Source organism: Pseudomonas sp., from assembly GCF_002796985.1.
Taxonomy (GTDB): Bacteria; Pseudomonadota; Gammaproteobacteria; order Pseudomonadales; family Pseudomonadaceae; genus Pseudomonas.
In genome coordinates this window covers 551,033-569,458 of the sequence record NZ_PEKX01000020.1, presented here as the reverse complement: position 1 = coordinate 569,458, position 18,426 = coordinate 551,033, and the positions used below count along the sequence as shown (strand labels likewise).

Annotated in this window: 6 protein-coding genes and 1 pseudogene; all 7 read left to right on the top strand. The window is 63.6% G+C overall.

Features of this window, described 5'->3' with window-relative positions:
* The first annotated feature begins 5 nt into the window (after positions 1 to 5).
* The 7 genes and pseudogenes from CTR55_RS24855 to CTR55_RS24825 all read left to right on the top strand — a co-directional run bounded on the left by CTR55_RS24855 (position 6) and on the right by CTR55_RS24825 (position 18,328).
* On the top strand, positions 6 to 1,124 hold the full coding sequence (locus tag CTR55_RS24855; RefSeq protein ID WP_296290275.1) for a glycosyltransferase family 1 protein: 1,119 nt from the start codon (positions 6 to 8) through the stop codon (positions 1,122 to 1,124).
* Positions 1,121 to 1,996 carry a glucose-1-phosphate thymidylyltransferase RfbA gene (rfbA, locus tag CTR55_RS24850; protein ID WP_296290273.1) on the top strand — a complete coding sequence of 292 codons (876 nt, stop codon included), beginning with the start codon at positions 1,121 to 1,123 and terminating at the stop codon, positions 1,994 to 1,996. The genes CTR55_RS24855 and rfbA overlap by 4 nt, the downstream gene beginning before the upstream one ends.
* A 120-nt stretch (positions 1,997 to 2,116) precedes the next feature.
* Entirely contained in the window at positions 2,117 to 3,517 is a 1,401-nt protein-coding gene (locus CTR55_RS24845; RefSeq protein ID WP_296290271.1) for an undecaprenyl-phosphate glucose phosphotransferase, read from the top strand.
* 31 nt (positions 3,518 to 3,548) lie between these two features.
* Positions 3,549 to 4,670, top strand: coding sequence for a polysaccharide biosynthesis/export family protein (locus tag CTR55_RS24840; protein WP_296290270.1), 1,122 nt, complete (start codon positions 3,549 to 3,551; stop codon positions 4,668 to 4,670).
* A gap of 429 nt (positions 4,671 to 5,099) precedes the next feature.
* Entirely contained in the window at positions 5,100 to 6,800 is a 1,701-nt protein-coding gene (locus CTR55_RS24835) for a ShlB/FhaC/HecB family hemolysin secretion/activation protein (RefSeq protein ID WP_296290268.1), read from the top strand.
* Positions 6,801 to 6,906: 106 nt separating this feature from the next.
* Positions 6,907 to 8,946: pseudogene (locus tag CTR55_RS24830) on the top strand (filamentous hemagglutinin N-terminal domain-containing protein); the annotation flags it as partial.
* Between the two features lie 64 nt (positions 8,947 to 9,010).
* Positions 9,011 to 18,328 carry a DUF637 domain-containing protein gene (locus CTR55_RS24825; RefSeq protein ID WP_296290266.1) on the top strand — a complete coding sequence of 3,106 codons (9,318 nt, stop codon included), beginning with the start codon at positions 9,011 to 9,013 and terminating at the stop codon, positions 18,326 to 18,328.
* Positions 18,329 to 18,426: the final 98 nt, after the last annotated feature.

Sequence of the window (18,426 nt, the reverse complement as noted above, 5' to 3'; positions counted from 1 at the left end):
TTCCCATGATCGTGATCAACGCGCGTTTCCTCACCCAGCCACTGAGCGGCGTGCAGCGTTTCGCCGAGCAGATATCACTGTCGCTGGCGCGGCTGCGCAGCGACCTGCTGTTCGTCGCACCGCCCGGTGAAATCCTCCGACCGGACATCGCCCGCCAGCTGAATGTCGTGCAGATCGGCCGCCGCAGCGGTCATCTCTGGGAGCAAATCGACCTGCCGCTGTGGCTGGCCCGTCACGGGCGGCCGCTGCTGGTCTCGCTGTGCAGCACCGCGCCGCTGGCTTACTCGCGGCAGGTGGTGACCCACCACGACATCACCTATGTGCGCCACCCGGAGAGCTTCTCCTGGAAATTCCGCGCGCTGTACCGGCTGATGATCCCGCTGATGCTGCGGCGCTCGCTGGCGCAGGTCACGGTCAGCGAATTCTCCCGCCAGGAGATCGCCTCGCACTACCGAATCGATCCCCGGCAGATCCATGTGATCGCCAACGCGGTATCGGCCGAGTTCTGCACCGGGTTGGAACCTGCCAAAGATGAACGCCCCTACGTGCTGGCGGTGTCTTCGCCGGCCTCGCACAAGAACTTCGCCCGGCTGATCGAGGCCTTTCGCCTGCTCGGCGATCTGGACGTCGAACTGCATATCGTCGGCGCCGCCAACCGCAGTTTCGTCGACGCGCAACTGCAGGAACGCGGGCAGGGCGACCGGGTGCGCTGGCTGGGCCGACTGGATGATGACCAGTTGATCGAGCAATACCGCAATGCCGCCGTCTTCGCCTTCCCTTCGCTGTACGAAGGCTTCGGCATTCCGCCGCTGGAGGCGCAAGCCTGCGGTTGCCCGGTGGTGGCTGCCAGCAGCGCCTCGATCCCGGAAGTCCTGGGTAACTCGGTGCTGTATTTCGACCCCCTCGATCCGCCGGGCATGGCCGGCGCCCTGCGCCGCGTGCTGCTCGACCACAAGCTGCGCGCCGAGCTCTGCCGGCTGGGCCAGGACAACGTCCTGCGCTACTCCTGGGACATTTCCGCGCTGCGGCTTTCCAGCCTGATCGACACTTTTCTGATGGAGCGCTCGGCCTGCCCGACGCGCTTCGACGCCAAACAGATGGCCAAGCAAGGAGGCAGACCATGAAAGGCATCATCCTCGCCGGCGGTTCCGGCACCCGCCTGCATCCCATCACCCTGGGCGTGTCCAAGCAGCTGCTGCCGATCTACGACAAGCCGATGGTGTACTACCCGCTGTCGGTGCTGATGCTCGCCGGCATCGACGACATCCTGCTGATCTGCACCCCCACCGACCTGCCGAATTTCCGCGCGCTGCTGGGCGACGGCGAGCAGTTCGGGGTGCGTCTGCAGTACGCCGTGCAGCCCTCGCCGGATGGCCTCGCCCAGGCGTTCCTGATCGGCGCCGAGTTCATCGGCGACGACTCGGTGTGCCTGGTGCTGGGCGACAACATCTTCTACGGCCAGGGCTTCACCGAGACCCTGCGCGAGGCCGCCGCGCGCACCCGCGGCGCCACCGTGTTCGGCTACCAGGTGGCGGACCCGGCGCGCTTCGGTGTGGTCGAGTTCGATGGGGCGGGCCGCGTGCTTTCCATCGAAGAAAAGCCGCGCACGCCGCGTTCGAACTACGCCGTCACCGGCCTGTACTTCTACGACAACCGCGTGCTGGAGATGGCCCGGCAGATCCGCCCCTCGGCCCGCGGCGAGCTGGAAATCACCGATATCAACAACCTCTACCTGGAGCTCGGCGAACTGCACGTGAGCCTGCTCGGCCGCGGGTTCGCCTGGCTGGATACCGGCACCCACGAGTCGCTGATGGAAGCCGGCCACTTCGTGCAGACCATCGAGGAACGCCAGGGGCTGAAGGTCGCCTGCCTGGAAGAAATCGCCTTCCAGCAGGGCTGGCTCAGCGAGACGTCGCTGGCGCTGCAGGCCGAGCGCCTGAGCAAGACCGGTTATGGCCGCTACCTGCAGCAGTTGCTGCTGGACAAGCGACAGTGAACCCGCACCCGGGAGACCCCGCAGGCAATGCGCGGTGGTTTCGCCGGCCATGCGTCCTATCACGGACTGCGCTAACGATGCAGCGGCGCCAGGAGCGACGCCGGCAATCGCGAGGTCATCATGGCTAACAAGACGAAAGGAATCCTGCGTGCGCACCAGTCGCTGATCTCGCTGGCGCACCGTTTGAGCGACATCCTGGTGATCGTGCTCACCGGGGTCGCGCTGCTCAGTTCCGGCAGCGGCGTGCTGGAGGCACAACTCTGGGTCTCGGCGCTGCTCTGCGTGATGCTGTTCCACTGGCTCGGCGAGCTGAACCAGCTCTACGGCTCCTGGCGCGGCGAATCACTGTTGCGCGAATCGCTGAGCGTCACCCTGTACTGGTCGCTGGCGTTCTTCGCGGTGCTGCTGATGGACATCTCCCTGCGCCACGTGGAGCTGGAAGAGCCACGGCGCCTGGGCTGGTTCGCTTGCGCCCTACTGATCATGTGCGGCTACCGCCTGGCGATCCGCATGTTGCTGCGCGTGGCCCGGCGCTACGGTTTCAACAGCCGCAACGTGGCCATCTACGGCACCGGTGAAGTCGGCGCGCGGTTGGCCGAGACCATCCTCGCGGCGCCCTGGATGGGCCTGCGCCTGATTGGCTTCTACGACGACCGCCCGCAGCAGATGGAACTGGGCGAACGGGTGCCGGTGAAGGGCGACCGCCTGGCGCTGATCGAGGCCGCACGTTCCGGGCAGATCGACAAGGTCTACCTGACCCTGCCGCTGTCCCGCGAGCCGCTGCTCAACGAGCTGATCCGCGAGCTTTCCGATACCACGGTGTCGGTCTACCTGATCCCAGACCTGTTCATGTTCGACCTGCTGCATGCGCGCAGCGAAAGCATCAACGGGCTGGCCACCATCAGCATCTTCGATACGCCCATGGACGGCCCCAATGCCGTACTCAAGCGCATCGAGGACGTGGTGCTGGCCTCGCTGATCCTGCTGCTGATCGCCGTACCCATGCTGCTGATCGCGGCGGCGGTGAAGCTGACTTCGCGCGGCCCGGTGCTGTTCCGCCAGACCCGCTACGGCATGGACGGCCGGCCGATCCGCGTGTGGAAATTCCGCAGCATGACGGTGATGGAGGACGGCGCCGCCGTCATCCAGGCCTCACGCAACGATTGCCGCATCACCCCGCTGGGCGCCTTCCTGCGGCGCACCTCGCTGGATGAATTGCCACAGTTCTTCAACGTCTTGCTCGGCGACATGTCGGTGGTCGGCCCACGCCCCCACGCCGTGGCGCACAACGAGCAATACCGGCGTCAGGTCAGCCGCTACATGCTGCGTCACAAGGTCAAGCCGGGCATCACCGGCTGGGCCCAGGTGAACGGCTGGCGTGGCGAAACCGACACCCTGGAGAAGATGCAGAAACGCATCGAGTTCGATCTGGACTACATCGAGAACTGGTCCGTCTGGTGGGACCTGAAGATCGTCTTGCTGACCCTGTTCAAGGGTTTCGTACACCGCAATGCCTACTGAGTTTTCACACTCGCTTCAAGGAAGGATTGCCATGAAAAACCTGCTCGCTTTCAGCTTTGTAGTCGGCAGTCTGGCGCTACAAGGCTGCGTGTTCTCTCCCGGTCAGCACATGACGGATTCCGATATCCAGCGCGAGGCGAAAAAAGAGGGCATGAACGTCACCCTCGTGCCCATCACGCCCCAGGTGCTACAACGCCAGGAGGCGGCGATCGCCGCCAAACCCGGCGTACCGGCTGAGTTGTTGAACTACCGCCCGCCGCAGGAGGACTACCTGATCGGTTCGGGCGACGTACTGCTGGTCACCGTCTGGGACCACCCGGAACTGACCAGCCCCGGCTCTACCCAGCAGATGGAAGCCAACGGCCGCGTGGTTGGCGCCGACGGCAACATCTTCTTCCCCTATGCCGGCGTCGTGCGCGCCGAAGGGCAGACCCCGGCGAAGCTGCGTTCGCGCCTGGCCAGCCAGTTGGCGAAGAAAGGTATCGTCGACCCGCAGGTAGACGTCACCGTGCTGCGTTATGCCAGCCAGCATGTGGTGCTCTCCGGGGCCTTCCAGAACGGCGGGCAGGTCGAACTGAACAACACGCCCACCACCCTGGTGCAGGCGGTCAGCAAGGCCGGTGTGATCGCCGGCGAGGCGGACCTGTCCGGGCTGACCTTCAGGCGTGATGGCCGAGAGTACGTGCTCGATGTCGATGCGCTGAACCGCAGCGGCTCGACACTGAGCGGCATCTATCTGAAGAACGGCGACCAGATCCATCTGCCGTACAACGACCGCAAGAAAGTCTACGTCGTGGGTGAGGTGGAGCGTCCGCAGGTGGTCACCTATCGCACCACCGGTCTGTCGCTGCTCGAAGTGCTTGGCAACGCCGGTGGCTTGGCCCCGGAGACTTCCGATGGCGACTCGGTCTACGTGATCCGCGGCAACCCCGAACCGGTGGCCGGCACCGCGCCGGGTACCTTCCAGGCCCAGGTCTTCCACCTGGAAGCCAAACGCCCGACGGCTTACGCACTGGCCAAGGAGTTCGCCATGCAGCCGCAGGACGTGGTGTTCATCGGCCCGGCGAATATCACTCGCTGGAACCGCTTCATCAGCCAACTGCTGCCGTCGGCCAATATCGTCAGCACCAGCGCCGCCGTCGGTGGTAACTGATCGCGCAGCCGTTCCGGCGGGTACTATCCAGCTCCGCTCGTTGGCTTGGGGAAATTTCCTACTGCCACGAGCGGATTGCTGGAATCGACTCCTCATTCGATGGTGGCCAACATCGCCGCCATCGGGTGCAGGGATGCACCACTCCTAGGCGGACTCCACTCCGCTGCTCTCCTTTGGGGCCTTCCCCTAGCACAAGGCCCCGAACCCGCCCGCGTTGCAGCGCCGGCGGGTTTTTTTTGCCCCGTATTCGGCCTTGTCTGCGGCCGTGGTGCTGTTCATCTTCCAAGGTTCACAGGCAGTTGGTCTGTCGAATCGGAAACATCACACATGTTTTGGCGTTAAAGCGGGCAGGGATGTCGCGCCGTACCATGGTCCAATTCGCTCCCGGAAAAACGGCTGGCCGGACCCAGCCAACAAGAGAGCGAAAGGATGCCCAATCTCCGTTACTACTGGCTGTCGGCCTGGCTGGCCTTCCTGACGACTGACGTTCTGGCCGACCCGTTCTCAACGCCGGGCGACAACGACCTTCAGCGCCAGCGCCAGGAACAGTTGCTGCGTGAACAGCGCCAGCGCCTGGAAGAGCTCCAGCAGCTCCCTGGCAAGGCGCCCGTCGAAGCGCCGTCGACCACCGCGCCGGATACCCGCTGCTTCACTATCCACTCCATCTCCATCGGCGGCGCCAGCAACCTCTCCGCCGATACCCGTAGGACGATAGTCGCTCCCTACATCGGGCAATGCCTGGGCGTGAACCAACTCAATGAGCTGCTTAAGAGCATCACCAACAACTATTTGAGCCGAGGCTTCGTTACCACCCGCGCCTACCTGCCGCAGCAGGACCTCTCCAGCGGCGAGCTGAAGATCATCGTGGTCGAAGGCCGTTTCGAGGGCTTCGAGCAGTCGGAGCTGGCCAGCGAGCGCGAGCTGGCGATGACCTTCCCCGGCGCCACCGGCGAAGTCCTCAACCTGCGTGACCTGGAACAGTTGGTCGACCAGATCAACCGCCTGCCTTCGCGCCAGGCGCAGATGGAGCTTGTGCCGGGCAAGGAAGTGGGTGGCAGCCGCGTGCAGCTCAAGGGCGAGCGCAGCAAGCCCTGGCGCGTCTCCGCCAGCCGCGACAACAACGGCGACTCCAGCTCCGGCGAACAGCAGGCCGGCGTCGGCCTCGACTGGGACAGCCCGCTGGGCCTGGCCGACCAGTTCGGCCTGCGCTACGGCGAGGACGTGGTCAGCGACCACTGGAAGCACTCCGACAACCAGAGCCTGTGGTATAGCGTCCCCTACGGTTGGTGGACCTTCAACTACAGCTACAGCCGCAACTACTACCGCACCCGCAACGAAGACGCCGGCTTTGCCTTCAAGTACGACGGCGACAACGAGACCCACCAACTGGGTGCCGAGCGCGTGCTGCACCGCGACGACGTGAGCAAGACCGGGGTGAACTTCGGCCTCAGCCACCAGCGCACGCGCAACTACATCGATGACACCCTGCTCGACGTCTCCAGCACCCACCTCAGCGAGTTCAACCTGGGCTTCAACCATGGCCGACGCATCGGCAGCGCCTTTGTCAACGCCGACATTGGCTGGCAGCGCGGCATCGGCGCCTTCGGCGCGCAGGATGACGACCACGATGCCCCGCACGGCAGCCCCACTGCCCGCTACAACAAATACAGCCTGACCCTGAGCTACCTGCAGCCGTTCAAGCTGTGGGACGAAGCCTTCAGCTTCGAAAGCCTCGCCACCGGCCAGCACAGCGAAGACCCGCTCTACAGCCCCCAGCGCATCAGCCTCGGCGGCCTCAGCTCGATCCGCGGCTTCAAGGACCAGACCCTCTCCGGCGACTCCGGCTACTACTGGCGCAACCAGCTGCGCTGGCGCCGCGCCGTGACCTGGGAGCCGCTGCTGCCCTGGGTGCAGGAGTACGGCGTGGCCTACGCCTACGACTTCGGTGCCATCGAGCACAACCGCTACAACCCCGGCCTCTCCGGGCGCATGAGCGGCCATGGCGTGGAGTTCAGCGCGCGCGGGCAGTACGCCGCCTTCTCGATGACCTTCGCCCACTCGCTGCAGCGACCGGATATCGTCGACCACAGTGAACACCCCATCTACTTCCGAGCCGATCTCTTCTACTGAGAGATGAAGACCGATCCCACGCCAGGGAAGGAACTGGCTGATATTTCGTTCGGTGCCTAGTCATTAGGGTTCTCGTTTCGATTTTTTCCGCGACGAGACGCGCAAAATGGACATTCGCCACCCCGCCTGCAAACTGATCGCCAGCGTTCTTTCGGGTCTGCTGATCCTCAACCCGCTGGTTGCGGCAGCGGCCGATCTGGCAGTGGATGGCAGCGCGGGTGGCAACACCACGATAGGCGCGGCGGGCAACGGCGTCCCGGTGGTGAACATCGCGACCCCCAACGGCGCGGGCCTCTCCCACAACAAGTTCAGCGACTACAACGTCGGGCAGAACGGCCTGATCCTCAACAACGCCACTGGCAAGACCCAGCTCACCCAGCAGGGTGGGATGATCATCGGTAACCCGAACCTGCGTGGACAGGCGGCGCAGAAGATCCTCAACGAAGTCACCAGCAACAATCCGGCGCATCTGCAGGGCTTTACCGAAGTGGCGGGGCAGGCCGCCCATGTCATTGTTGCCGCGCCAGGGGGCGTCACTTGCTCCGGGTGTGGGTTCATCAATACGCCACGGGTCACGCTGACCACGGGCAAGCCAATTCTCGATGCTGGACGCCTGCTCGGTTATGACGTCAACGGCGGCGAAATTTCGATTGAGGGCAAAGGGCTGAATGGCCTCGACCAGGATAAGTTCGAGCTGATCGCCCGCGCCACGAAGCTCAACGCAGAGCTGCACGCCAACCAACTGACGGTCGTCACCGGGCGTAACCAGGTGGACGCCGACACCCTGGCCACTACTGCCAAACCCGACGACGGCAGCACCAAACCGCAACTGGCCATCGACAGCTCCGCACTGGGCGGCATGTACGCCGGGGCGATCCGCCTGGTCGGCACCGAGCAGGGCGTCGGCGTGAAGCTGGCCGGCAACATGGCCGCCAGCGCTGGCGACATCCAGATCGACGCTAACGGCCAATTGAGCCTGGCGCAGGCGGCCGCCTCAGGCAGTTTGCGCGCCAAGGCGCAGGACATCAGCGTCAACGGCCCGGCCTATGCGGCGGGCAACGTCGAGCTAGCGGCCAACGGCACGCTGAGCAACCAAGGCCAACTAGCCGCCGGCTCGCGCGTGCAGCTTTCCGCCGCGCAGATCAGTAACAGCGACATCGTCGAAGCCGGGGTCAATCCGGACAACAGCCGCAACGCCCAGGGCGACGTGGCGATCACCACGCAAAACCTGCGCAATAGCGGCAGTGTGGTCGCCAGCCGCACCCTCGAAGCCAACGCCAGCAGCACGCTCGACAACGCCTCTGGCGCTAGCCTGCGAGCGACCAACACCCTCCTCAATGCCACCGTCCTGAACAACCAGGGGCGTGTGCTGGCCAATCATCAGCTGAATCTTTCCAGCCAGCAGTTGAGCAACTTTGGCGGGGAAATGAGTGCGCAGCTCATTCAGGTGCAAGGAGGCTCCCTGGACAACCGCCTGGGCCTGTTCAGTGCCGCACAGGCACTGAACCTGACACTCGGCAACCTCGACAACAGCCAGCAGGGCAGCCTGTCCAGCGGTGGCACCCTCGTGGCTCAAGTCGACGGTGTGCTGAACAACAGCCAGGGCGGCCGCGTGCTCAGCGATGGCGCCCAACACCTGCGTGCCGGTCAACTGAGCAACCAGGGCGGCGGGTTGATCTCCAGCCAGGGCGAGCTGGCCGTGCAGGCCGCTGCGCTGGACAACCGGGGTGGCCAAATTGTCGGCGATGCCGCTGTGAACCTCTCCGGCGGCAGCCTGGACAACCGCGACAAAGGCCGTGTCGCTGCCCGGCGCGACCTGCATCTGGCGCTGGATAGTCTGACTAACGCGGGCTTGATCCAGAGCGACGCAGCCACCCTGACACTCAACGCCCGCACCGTCCTGAACGCCAGCGGCGGGCGACTCGCGGCCAAGGGCAATCTCCTTGCTCAGGTCGAGCGTTTTGAACAGAACGGCGGCGAGCTGCTCAGCGAAGCCAGCCTGCAAGTGCTGACTCGGCAGTTGATCAACCGCCAGGGCGGCTGGATCGGCGCCATGAACGCGCTCGACTTGCGCACCACGGAGCTGTTCAACCAGGGCGCGGCGATCTCCAGCCGCGGCACCCTGACAGTTCAGGCGGCCAGCGCCGACAACAGCGGCGGCCAGCGCCGACAACAGCGGCGGCCAACTGGTCGGCGATGCCGGCCTGCACGTGCAGGCGGATCGTCTGGTCAACCGGGGCGGCAGCCTGCTCAGCCAGCAGGGTCTGAGCCTGCAGGGCGCCACGCTCGACAACAGCCAGGGCGGGGTGCTCAACAGCCAGCGCGGCCTGAGCGTCGAACTCTCCGAAACACTCGACAACCAGGCGGGCGGGCAACTCACCAGCGAAGACGGGCTGACCGTCACGGCGGCTCAGGTGGATAACCGCGCCGGCACCGTCTCCAGTGCGCAAGCGCTGAACATCAGCGCCAATACCCTGAACAACCAGGGTGGAAAACTGCTCACCGACGCCGCGCTGACTGTCACCGCACAAACCCTCGACAACCGCCAGGGCGGCGTGCTCAGCGCCAAGGGCGCGCTGACGCTGCGCGGCGCCACGCTGCTCAACAGCCAGTCCGGGCGCATCCTCGGCGGCGCCGACCTGCTGCTCACGCAGAGCCTGGTGAACAACAGCGACAAAGGCCGACTCGAAGCCGCTGGCCGCATCAGCGGCCAACTTAATAGCCTGGACCAGCACGGCGGCGGCCAACTGGTCAGCAACGCCGGCATCGACCTCGACTTCAGCGGCGGCAGCCTCGACAACAGTCAGGGCGGTCTGCTGACCACGCCGGGCCCGTTGCTGCTGCGCAACCTGGCGCAGCTCAACAACAGCGCAGGCGGTGAAGTCTCTAGCCAGAACAGCTTCGCCCTGAATCTGGCGACCCTGAACAATCAGGGCGGCAACCTGCTCAGCGGCGGTGCCCTGACGCTATCCGCGCAAACCCTCGACAACCGCCAGGGCGGCTGGGTCGGCGCCACCCAAGGCATCGACCTGCGCGCCGGCGAACTGCTCAACCAGAGCGGAGAGATCAGCAGCCACGGCGCCGTCAGCCTCGATGCCGGCCAACTCGACAACAGCGCCGGCCGCATCGCCAGCGATGACACGCTGCAAGTGCGCAGCGACAATCTGACCAACCAGGCCGGCGACCTGATCGGCCAGGGCGCCGTGGCGCTGCGTGGCGGTGACCTGAACAACCGCCAGGGGCGCATCAGCAGCCAGGGCAACGTTGACCTAGCCCTCACCGGAACGCTGGACAACCGTGACCGTGGCCAACTGATCAGCGAAGGCACGCTGAGTATCGTGGCGGCCGAGGTCGACAACCGCGCCGGCACACTCTCCAGCGCGCAGGCGCTGAACGTCAACGCCAACACCGTGAACAACCAGGCCGGCAAACTGCTGACCGACGCCACCCTCCACGTCACCGCGGCCACCCTCGATAACCGCCAGGGCGGCGTGCTCATCGCCAAGGGCGTGATCGACCTGCGCGGCGCCACACTGCTCAACGCCCAGGCCGGGCGCATCCTCAGCGGCGCCGACCTGCTGTTGACTCAAACCCGCGTGGACAACAGCGAGCAAGGCCGCCTCGAAGCCGCCGGGCGCGTAGTCGGCCAGGTGAAGGTTCTGGACCAGCACGGTGGTGGACAACTGTACGGCCAGGGTGGAATCAACCTCGACTTTACCGGCGGCAACCTCGACAACCGCACTGGCGGTCTGCTCGCCACCCCCGGCCAACTGCTGCTGCGCAACCTCGCGCAGGTGAACAACAGCGGCGGCGAGATATCCAGCCAACAACGCTTCGAGCTGAACCTGGGCGGGCTGAACAACCAGGGCGGGCGCATCGTCTCCGCTGACGAACTGAGCGTGCAGGTGCTGGGCGGTCTTATCGACAATAGCCTGGCCGGCGTGCTGTACGGCAAGAACCAGGTCGCGGTCGACAGCCAGGACCTGAACAACAGCACCGGCGGCACCATCGCCAGCCAGGGTGGCGCCCAGGTCCGCACCTACGGCGCTTTCGACAACCACGACGATGGCGCGGTTGCCGCTGGCCTGCTGCATATCCAGGTCGGCAGCCTGAACAACCAGAGTGGCAGCCTCAGTAGTGCGCAAGACTTCTATCTGCTCAGCGGCAGCGCCAACAACCAGAACGGCCGCATCGTCGCTCAACGCCTGCTCAGCACCTACACCGATGATCTCGACAACCGCAACGGCATTATCAGCGGCCAGCAACACCTGACCCTCGGCACGCAGAACATCGACAACCGCGCCGGCCTGATCACCACCCAGGGCGCGCTCGACCTCTTCGCCAGCCGCGTGGACAACCGCCAGGGCGGCGAACTCTCCGCCGGCGGCCTGCTGCAACTGCATGTCCAGCAACTGATCCAGCAGCAAGGTCGGCTGATCACCGGCGGCGACCTGAGCCTCGACCTCGCCGGCGGCGACCTCGACAACCGCGACGCCGTGCTCAGCGTTGGCGGCCTGCTGCGCATCGACAACCTGCGCCACCTCGACAACCGTGGCGGCGAAATTGCCAGCGAAAACAGCTTCATGCTTCGTGCGGCGAGCATTGATAACGGCGATGCCGGGCGGATCATCAGTGCCCAGCAACTGACCCTGGACATCGTCGCCCTGCGCAACGCCAACCAGGGCCTGCTCTCTGGCTGGCTGGGTCTGCTCGTCTATGCGGACGACCTTGACAACAGCGCTGGCGGCACACTCTCCAGCAAGCTTGGCTTCCTCGACCTCACCCTCAGCGGCGTGCTGGACAACCACAACCAAGGCGCCTTGGTCAGCCAGGGCTATCAAGTCCTGCGTGTCGGCAGCCTGAACAACCAGGGCGGCATCATTTCCAGCCAGCAGGACCTTCTCGTTATCGGCAACACCGTCGACAACAGCGCCGACGGCCTGATCAGCGCCCAGCAAAACCTGCAGATCAACGCCGGCAACCTGAACAACGCCAGCGGCGAAATCGGCGCGGGGCAACTACAGCTCAACAATGGCGACCTGAACAATGCCTCTGGCCGCATCTTTAGCCAGAGCGACCTCACCCTAGGGGTGGGCATCCTGGCCAACGCTGGCGGCCAAATCGCCAGCGGCGGCGACCTGTTGTTCTATGGAGGCCTCATCGACAACCGTGGCGGGCAGTTCGTCAGCCAAGGCTTGCTCAGCCTTTTTGCCGGCCGCTTCGACAATAGCCAGGCCGGCACCCTCGCAGCGCAGGGCGACCTGACCCTGGACCTCAACGGCGACCTGCTCAACGACGAAGACGGCCTGATCTTCAGCAAAGCCGGCCAACTCAACGTCAGTGCCGCCAACGTCAGCAACGTTCGCGGCACCCTGCAAGCGCAGAACGACAGCACCTTCAACGTCTCCGGCGCCATCAACAACCAGGCCGGGCGCCTTCTCAGCCAAAGCGGCATGGTCGACCTCAACAGCGCAAGCGTCGACAACGTCAGCGGCATCCTCGTCAGCCTTACCGGCGCGCTCAAACTGGTCACCGGTTGGTTCAATAACAGCACTGGCATCACCCAGGGCCAGAGCCTCGACATCACCGCCACAGACAGAATCGACAACCGCAGCGGCCACCTCTCCGCCGTCAGCGGCGACAACCGCCTCAGCACCACCACCCTCGACAACCAGGGCGGTGGACTCTACGCCGGCCAGACCCTCGCCCTCGATGGCAACAACCTCTACAACCAGGGCGGACAGATTGGCGCCGCGAGCATCGACTTTAGCCTTCGCAACGCTCTGATCAACCAGGGTGGCCTGATCGAAAGCAGCGGCAGCCTCAACCTCAACGCCGCTTCCATCGATAACCAGAACGGCCGCCTGCGCGACCTGGGTCAAAGCGGCGCCACGACACTCACCACCAGCTATCTCGACAACCGCAACGGCCGCCTGGAAACCGCCAACACCGACCTTGCCCTCAACCTCGGCGGGCTCGCCAACGCCGGCGGCACCTTCCTGCATGTCGGCACTGGCCAGTTCGGCGTCAACGCCGAGCAAATCACCCAGGCCGGCGGCAGCTTCATCACCACCGGGCGCCTCGACATCAGCGCCGACAGCTGGAGCAACAGCAGCGTCCTGCAAGCCGGCTGGCTCAACCTCAACATCGGCCAGTTCAGCCAGACCGCCAGCGGCCAACTGCTCGCCAGCCAGGCCCTGACCGGGCGCGGCGGCAACTGGAACAACGACGGCCTGCTCGCCAGTGACGGCACGCTCGATATCCAGCTGACGGGCAGCTACGGCGGCGCCGGCCGCGTCACCAGCCTGGGCGACCTCAACCTCAGCGCCAACCAACTCGACATCAGCCAGGGCGCCAGCGTCACTGGCGGGCAAAACGCCACGCTTGGCGCCGACAGCCTCTACAACTACGGGCGCGTCACCGCCGCCGGCAACCTCACCGCCAACACCGGCGCGCTGAACAACTACGGCACCTTGGGCAGTGCCGGAAAGCTGCGTATCAACACCTGGGACCTGCTCAACGACGGCCAGCAGAATGGTGCGCTGCTCTTCAGCGGCGACGACATGACCCTGCGCGTCGGTGGCACCCTGACCAACCGCTTTGCCGACCTCTACAGCCTGGGCAACCTGGAGATTGCGGCCAATGATGCGGGGGGCTGGACGGGCCGCCTCGAGAACCGCTCTGCCACGATTGAAGCGGCTGGCAACCTCTCCATCTTCAGTAATCAGTTGCTCAATACCCGCGATATCTTTGGCCTAGAGCAGAAACTGGTCACCGGCTTCATTGCGATTGATTGTGGCGGTGGATGCGACGGCATAAACCGTGGCGTCCGTGGCAATTACCCCATTACTTACTATGTGCGCGAAGTCTACGAAGGCGGCTCCGAGGAGAGCTCAGCCAGTGCAGTCATACAGGCTGGTCGGAACCTGAACATTGCCAGTCAGGATCTCGAAAATACGGCCAGCGTGTTGGCGGCAGGTAATGACATTGGCCTATCGGTCGCGACATTGACGAACCAGGGCGGCGGCAGTGCGGGTGTCCGTGTACGTGCCTTCGACGCCGGTGAGCTGTACGTCGGCGATGCTTGGAACTTGATGGCGCCCGTATTTGGCTACAACGACATCAATCACTCCGATCCTTCCTTCGCCTACTACTGGGATGGACAACAGCTCAGCACAGCTCCAGTTTATCGGTGGGATGGTGGCTGCGAGGCATACGGTTGCGACGTATATGCCTACCTCCCCGTCGATCCCTCGATACCGATGCTGGAGCCTCTGCACGATCCCAATTACACCCCGACCAACCTCGCCCCCCTGCCTGACGAAGTGACCCGGCATACGCTGATTTCCGACCTCTGGCAGCCAACCGGTAGCAACACCGGTGTAAGCGCCGATGCAATCATCCAAGCTGCTGGAAATATCGACATCCAGGCGTCCGAGCGGATCGACAACGGCGTTCTCCACCCCGGCACGGCTTATACACCGGGTAGCGCACGAGGAAGTGCCGCGACGGTGGAAGAGCATGCCCCAACCATCCAAGTCCTGAATGCCCAATTGCCACCTGACCTGTCTCACCAGCAGGTCAATCCCATCACCTTGCCGGGCTTTAGCCTGCCCAGCGGCAGTAATGGCTTGTTCCGCCTCAGCGGCCAGGAGGGCACCCAGAGCGGCGCCCTGACGATAGAAGTCGGCGGCGGCTACAGCTTCGCCGGGCAAAGCATCAACCTCTCCCAGCGCGAGCGCAGCCTCGATGGCGCCAGCGGCCGGGCGGGTGACCTGCAGTGGAATGCCACCGGTGTCAGCGGTGGCAGCCAACGCACCGGCAGCACCGGCGAAACGGCCGACATCGTCCAACTCAACGGCGCCAGCCCGTCCCAGGACGGCGCCAACGCCCCCGCCTGGAACGTCGCCCAGGTCCAGGGCGTCCCCAGCACCGCGCGCCCGGTCAACAGCCACAAATACCTCATCGAAACCAACCCCGAGCTCACCAGCCTCAAGAGCTTCCTGAGCTCCGACTACCTCTTGAGCCTGCTCGGCTACGACCCGGACAAGTCCCAGAAACGCCTGGGCGATGGCCTTTATGAACAACGCCTGATTCGTGATGCCGTGGCCGCCCGCACCGGCCAGCGCTATCTCGCCGGCATCAGCGACGACGAAAACCTGTTCAAGTACCTGATGGACAACGCCATCGCCTACAAGGACTCGCTCCAGCTGAGCCTTGGCGTGGGGTTGAGTGCCCAGCAGGTTGCCGCGCTGACCCACGACCTGGTCTGGCTCGAAGAAGCAGAAATCAATGGTGAAAAGGTTCTGGTGCCGGTGCTCTACCTGGCCCAGGCTGACAACCGCCTAGGCCCTAATGGCGCACTGATCATGGGCAAGGACGTTACCCTGATCAGCGGCGGCGACCTTGCCAACCAGGGCACGCTACGGGCCAGCGATAACCTGGCGAGCATTTCGGCCAATCTTCAAAACAGCGGAGTCATCGAGGGCAAACGTCTCGACTTGCTGGTAAGCGACAGCCTGTACAACCGCAACGGCGGAGTCATCAGCGGCAACAACGTCAACATCGCAGCCTTGCAGGGCGACGTCCTCAATCAACACCGCACGAGTCAAATAACGGCAGACAGCGCATTGAACATCAACGCAGGCCGGGACTTCAGCAACCTCGGTGCGGACGTCAGTAGCGGTGGAAACCTCACGATCGAAGCCGGACGCGACGTCAACAACCAGCGCGAAATCAACTACCAGCAAGGTCGTCCTTCCGCCGACTTCTCCTGGGAGCGTACTGCCATTGGCCGAGAGGCGCGCATCGAAGCGGCGGGTGATGCTGCCATCAGTGCGGGGCGTGATTTCTATAGCAGTGGCAGCGCCGTGCGCAGCGGAGAAGATCTCGCTATTTACGCAGGACGTGACGTGCAGATTACCGCCACGGAAGATCGCGACGCCCAGCAATGGGAGAACCGCGACATTCGGCAATCCATCACGCAGCATGGCTCGGAAGTCACCTCAGGTGGCGACATCGATATTCGTGCCGGGCGGGATATCAAGGCCATCGCCAGCCAGATCGATGCGGAGCGCGACATTGCCATCAGCGGCGGTCGTGACGTAACGCTCGCCTCGGCCGCCGATGAAGAGCACAGCTACTCCTACAGCAAGAGTGGCAACAAGAAAGTCACCCAGCAGGAAGACCACGTTCAGCAACAGGCCTCCACCGTCAAGGCTGGTGGTGACGTACTCATTGCTGCCAGCGAGGACATCACCCTGGTCAGCAGCAAGATCAGCGCTGGCAACGAAGCCTACCTGGTGGCTGGCAACCAGATCGAACTGCAGGCCGCCAACGATAGCGACCATTCGCTGTATGACCGAAAGTCCAAAGACAAAACCCGCCACAACGAAGTCACTGACGTCAAAGCTGTGGGCAGTGAAATCAGCGCCGGCGGCGACATCACGATGCTCAGCGGCGGGGACCAGAAATACCAGGCCGCCAAGCTCGATAGCGGCGGGGACATTGCCATCGTCAGTGGTGGCGCGGTGACCTTCGAAGCCACCAAGGACATGCATCAGGAGGACCACCAGAAGAGCGACAGCAGCTTTACCCGCGAAAGCGCCGAGGGCCGTGGCAACACCGACGAAACCTTGCGCCAGAGCGAACTGCTCGCCAACGGCGACATCCTCATCCACGCCGTGGACGGCCTGAAGATCGACTACAAGCAGCTCGATCAAAAGTCTGTAAGCCAAGCCATCAACGCCATGGTCAAGGCCGATCCGAACCTGGCCTGGCTCAAGGATGCCGAAGCTCGTGGCGATGTGGATTGGCGCGCGGTGAAGGAGCTGCACGACAGCTACTCCTATAGCCATTCCGGCATGGGCCAGAGCCTGACCCTCACCGTGGCCATCATCGCCACCGTCGCCACCTACGGCGCGGCCAGCTCCGCCATTGGCGCAGGTGCCGCCTCCGGCTCGGCCTTCAGTGCCGGCGCGGCGGGTGCGTCTGCCGGCTGGACCAACGTCGCGATATCCACCGGCATGGCCTCCATGGCTTCCACCGGCGCCGTCAGCCTGGGCAACAACAACGGCGACCTGGGTACCGCGCTCAGCGACACCTTCAGCGGCGACAGCCTCAAACAGGCCGCCATCGCTGCTGGCGTGGCCGGCTTCATGGCCCACTTCGGGCCCGAGTGGTTCGGCGGCCAAACCGACCCCAGCACCAACACCACCACCTCGGTGGGGCAGGGTGTCGGCGCCATCCCGGATATCACCAACCCCGCCGGCTGGAGCAACTTCGCCGGCATGCAACTGACCCAGGGCGTACTCACCGGCGCCGCCAACGAAGCCCTGGGCCAGGGCTCGTTCAGCGATGCCCTGCAAGGCAGCCTCTACAGCCTCATGCAGGCCAGCGCCTTCAAGTACGTGGGCGACCTCCACCTGCCCCCAGGCGGCCTGGAAAACGCCGCCGCCCACGCCCTGGCCGGCGGCATGCTCTCCATGGCCATGGGCGGCGACTTCAAGACCGGCGCCGTGGCCGCCGGAGCCAGCGAAGCCCTGGCCAACATCCTCGCCGACGGCATGCTCAAGGGCGATTCCGAACAGCTCAAGCGCATGCAGCAGGCGGCGGCGCAGATCGTCGGGATTGCGGCGGCCAATGCGGTGGATGGCGATTTGCAGATGGGGGGAGATATTGCCAAGAGTGGCATGGCCTATAACAGGCAGTTGCATGCGGGCGCGAAGAAGCTTGCAGCAGCCCTGGCTGAGGAAAGTGATGGCCGCTTTACCCAGGAGCAAATTGAAGCCGCCCTACGCATTGCCTCTACCGACGATGGCAGAACGCCCGCGACAGATATGGTCGTAGGGTTGCCGGGAATCTATGACCCAGCGGGGAACTGGATACCGTTAGGTAATAGCGGACTGTATGTCCAGACCTTTGAAAAGGCCGATCCGGAGGTCATTGCCTACATCAAGGAGAATGCTGCGGGTTACAACTGGACCAGTGAGGCGGAGACTGGGTTTTCGAAGATATTCCCTAATAGTGGGTTGGGTGTTGGGCTGGATTCTGAAAAGAGGGATTGGTTAACTGGAAAGGTAATTGGTGAGGGCGACCAATACGTGGCCGGGAGTAATGTGGAAGGAGCTATTTACTATCCGAAATTTAGCGCATGTGGTGACGCGGCGTGTCTGGTATATGGTGCTGGGTTAGATGTTTCTGCAGCTGGCTCTCAGGAGTATCTGAGAGCGCTTTTGGTTAAGAATTTAAATGACGCTGCAACAGCTACTACCTATGGGAGTTTAATTTTTCCAGCTGGTTTAGGAGGGCAGGTTCTTACTTATGGGAATACTGCTGCATCCATCGGAAGTGGTTACTTCAGTGGAGGCCTACCTTCGGCCACCTCGGGAGTGATTGAGGACTTTGCAATTAACGCCGGATTATCAAAGGCAATAGGAGATTCGGCGGGAGCTAGGGTTGGAGCGATTATTAGTATTTTTGATTTAAAAGGCAAAATAAATGAATACTTAAGGGATGATAAAAAATGATGCGCAAGTATATTTTGCTAAACAGGTTGGATGAACGACTAAAGATTTCATTTTTAGTTTTCTTGGCAATAGTTATTTTTGTGTTGAGCGGAATTAAT

Excerpts from the sequence above, each read along its gene's own strand:
- CTR55_RS24855 (WP_296290275.1), top strand. The coding sequence starts at position 6 with ATGATCGTGATCAACGCGCGTTTCCTCACCCAGCCACTGAGCGGCGTG.
- rfbA (WP_296290273.1), top strand. The coding sequence starts at position 1,121 with ATGAAAGGCATCATCCTCGCCGGCGGTTCCGGCACCCGCCTGCATCCC.
- CTR55_RS24845 (WP_296290271.1), top strand. The coding sequence starts at position 2,117 with ATGGCTAACAAGACGAAAGGAATCCTGCGTGCGCACCAGTCGCTGATC.
- CTR55_RS24840 (WP_296290270.1), top strand. The coding sequence starts at position 3,549 with ATGAAAAACCTGCTCGCTTTCAGCTTTGTAGTCGGCAGTCTGGCGCTA.
- CTR55_RS24835 (WP_296290268.1), top strand. The coding sequence starts at position 5,100 with ATGCCCAATCTCCGTTACTACTGGCTGTCGGCCTGGCTGGCCTTCCTG.